The organism is Chamaesiphon sp. VAR_69_metabat_338, assembly GCF_031423935.1.
Classification (GTDB): domain Bacteria; phylum Cyanobacteriota; class Cyanobacteriia; order Cyanobacteriales; family Chamaesiphonaceae; genus Chamaesiphon.
Genome location: NZ_JANPGM010000450.1, coordinates 1 through 3,128, shown reverse-complemented (window position 1 = coordinate 3,128; position 3,128 = coordinate 1). Strand labels below are relative to the sequence as shown.

Annotated in this window: 1 protein-coding gene and 2 pseudogenes; 2 read left to right on the top strand and 1 reads right to left on the bottom strand. The window is 46.9% G+C overall.

Annotation, left to right across the window (positions count from 1 at the left end; genetic code table 11):
- Both RMO84_RS12490 and ctpB read left to right on the top strand, forming a co-directional pair.
- A pseudogene (locus RMO84_RS12490) lies at positions 1-270 on the top strand (PD-(D/E)XK nuclease family protein); the annotation flags it as partial.
- Positions 271-511: 241 nt separating this feature from the next.
- Positions 512-1,834, top strand: a complete 1,323-nt coding sequence (ctpB, locus tag RMO84_RS12485) for a carboxyl-terminal processing protease CtpB (protein ID WP_310488778.1) — start codon at positions 512-514, stop codon at positions 1,832-1,834.
- A gap of 64 nt (positions 1,835-1,898) precedes the next feature.
- Here ctpB and RMO84_RS12480 read toward each other — a convergent pair.
- Positions 1,899-3,128, bottom strand: a pseudogene (locus tag RMO84_RS12480) (DNA primase); the annotation flags it as partial.

Sequence of the window (3,128 nt, the reverse complement as noted above, 5' to 3'; positions counted from 1 at the left end):
ATTCAATCCACCCCCCAACCCAAATCGATCGCCATCAGCTATACGCTCAAACAACATCGGCAAACTCACAGCGATTTAGTCGCATTACTAGCTAAATTGACAACTTGGCTCGATGCCAATCGCAGCCGTCAGGAACCTTTTCCGCAGGTAGCGGCGTCTACGGGTTTGTGCGAGCATTGTAGCTTTGCCGTGCGGTGCGATCGCCAGCATCGAGACGATCGATCTCCAACCAGTATGGATCTGGCTGAACTGCTCCCCATCCCCATTTAATGCCGATCGGCTTAAGCTGTGACAATGGTAACTAACGAACTAGACTCAATCGCACGGTTTAGCTAATCTTCAATTAAGATTTATAAAGATTAGCGACTTAATCGCTGGTAAAAAGATAATTCATGCAGCAAAGTTAGCGAGATTGAGTTAAATTAGCAGATACATAATTAGCACTCAGACCATCGCTAGTCATCAACGCTCGGCTCGCTCCTCACCTTCCCAGAATGTCATCATTGTCACTATGATCCAACCATCTAAACTTCGATCCGTTTGGCACCATCAACTAGTTCTGCGGGGAGCGATGTTTGCCGGAGCCATGCTTGCTACATTGTTGCCAGTTGCCACCAGTTCTACGCTTGCAGTGTCTAAAGATAGCCCCAAAGCGATCGTGGATGAAGCTTGGCAGATCGTCAATCGGGAGTACGTAGACGGGACTTTCAACCGCTTAGACTGGCAAAAAACGCGGATGGAATTGCTCAAGCGCAACTATCGCAATCGCCAAGAAGCCTACGTCGCCATTCGCTCGACCCTCAAAAAGTTAGGCGATCCGTATACGCGCTTCATGGATCCGCAGCAGTTTCAATCGCTGAACAATCAAACTAGCGGCGAAATGTCCGGTGTCGGCATTAAATTAGAAGCAAATCCGCGCACCCAGCAATTAGTCGTTGCCGAAGCGATCGACAATTCTCCCGCATCTAAGGCGGGGATCAAAGCTGGCGATATCATCGTCGCGATCGATGGTAAGTCTACCAAAAACATGAATCTCGAAGGCGCAATTAGTCTGATTCGGGGTGAAATTGGCAAATCAATTACCCTCAAAATCTCGCGGGGCAGCAAGAGTCCGTTTGATATCGCCCTGACGCGCGCTCAAATCGAAGTCTCATCGGTATTTTCAGAAGTCAAACAAGAAGGCAAGTTGAAAGTCGGCTATATCCGTCTGGCCGAATTTAGCTCGCATTCTTCCGAGCAAATGCAAAAAGCGATTAAAGATCTCAATCGCAAGCAAGTCAATGCTTACGTGCTAGATATGCGCGGCAATCCTGGCGGCTTGCTGCAAGCCAGCGTCGAAATCGCGCGGATGTGGCTCGATAATGGCACGATCGTCAAAACAGTCGATCGTAAAGGCGGTAATGAAGATTTTCGCGCGGTACAGGGCGCACTGACTCAGCTCCCGATGGCGGTATTAGTCGATGGTAATTCGGCTAGTGCCAGCGAGATTCTAGCTGGTGCTCTCAAGGACAATCGCCGCGCCCAAATTGTCGGCGCGCAAACTTTCGGCAAGGCACTAGTCCAATCGGTACACTCCCTCTCCGATGGTTCGGGGATGGCGGTAACTGTGGCTCACTACTATACGCCTAATGGCACCGATATCGGTCACAAAGGCGTGACGCCAGATGTGAAGGTAGATCTCAACTTTAACGAGCAAAAGAACCTGGCTGACTCGCCAGCGTTGCTAGGTAGTCCTCAAGATCCCCAGTATCAGCGCGCAGTTGCCGTATTGCAAAACAAGAATATGGCTAGTCCTGCTTCAGTCAAGAGTCCCGCAATGAGTAGCAATCGCTAGATTTTAACAATTACTCAGTTCGGTCGTATCCTCGACTTTTTGAAAAAGTCGGGGATATTTTTTATCAAGCAGAACGCAGGAGTTCGCGACTTTGTTGTTTTTGCCAGACTTGAAAAATTTCAGCTCGACCGTCGTTTAATAGAGATCGATCGAGTTGATAGATGCCAGTCGCTTTATCCAGTTTTTTCGCGCTAACAGATTTCGATCGAGCTGATTTCGAGCCAGATGTAATTGGTTGTACTTTCAAACCTAAGAGCTGGAGGAAGCGATTGAGGACAGAGATCGGGCTGACTTCACCGTTATTATAATTGGGCATGTCGATACCGATCGCGCGTTTGATATGCTGGCTGCACAGATAACTAATCCGTTTGAGCGAAATCAGATCGGGATCGGTCATTTGTAACTGACGATCGGGATCTAGGAAATTAATAATTCCTAAAGCTAGTAAGCCTTGAATTTTGAGAATATGATGATTGGCATCTGGCAAGAAAACCTTGTCGGGTCGGCTTTCTAAATCTCGATCCCAAACTAGATAAATCGATTGGGGTAAATATTGTTGGTGATTGAGCAAATAAAAGTGTGTTAACAATTGACCATAATAACCCTTGTCATCTTTTAATTTGAGTTCGGGGGTAATTATAACCCCATAGCGTTGCTGGAGGGTATATTTCTCGACTTGAGCGCGTTCTAAATCGCTGAGAAAGCGTTTATTAGATAGATATTGAAAATCACGATGGCCGAGATCTGGTGCGATCGCAATTGCCTGTGCTGCCTGGTTCTTAGCTTGTTGTTGGATCTTTTTAGTCTGAGTGCCGATCAGATTATATTCCCGATCGCGTTGCGTTTTTTCTTTGTGAACGTCGGCAATTTGTTTAAGGATTTCAATTGATTTTTTAGGATCTGTTTTAGTGGCATGAATTAAAGCTGTTCTGAGTTCTTGCAAACTTTCGCGATCGCGATCTTCACTGATGACAAATACTTGATGTCCTTCACCAATTAAGCCCGCTTTAACAGCATCGCGATGGAGGGTAATTGAGGCATTAATCCGCGCGGCAAACTTCGCCCAGGTGCGTAGATGAATCGGATCGAAGACGAAGGGTAGATCGACATCGATCCGCGTTAACGGACACATCAGCGCGTAATTTTCTTTATAGTTTTCTTGATACCAATAAGCTAGCGATCGATAGTTATTACTACCGCTACCGATCGTGCCCATGCCACGTTTTGCACACCAGATATAACGTGGGACATTCGCCCGAACTCTGGCTAATGCTTGGCGAACTTCGGTATCTGG

What these genes read in the sequence shown, in the direction of transcription:
- ctpB (WP_310488778.1), top strand. Translation starts at nt 512, where the DNA reads ATGATCCAACCATCTAAACTTCGATCCGTTTGGCACCATCAACTAGTT.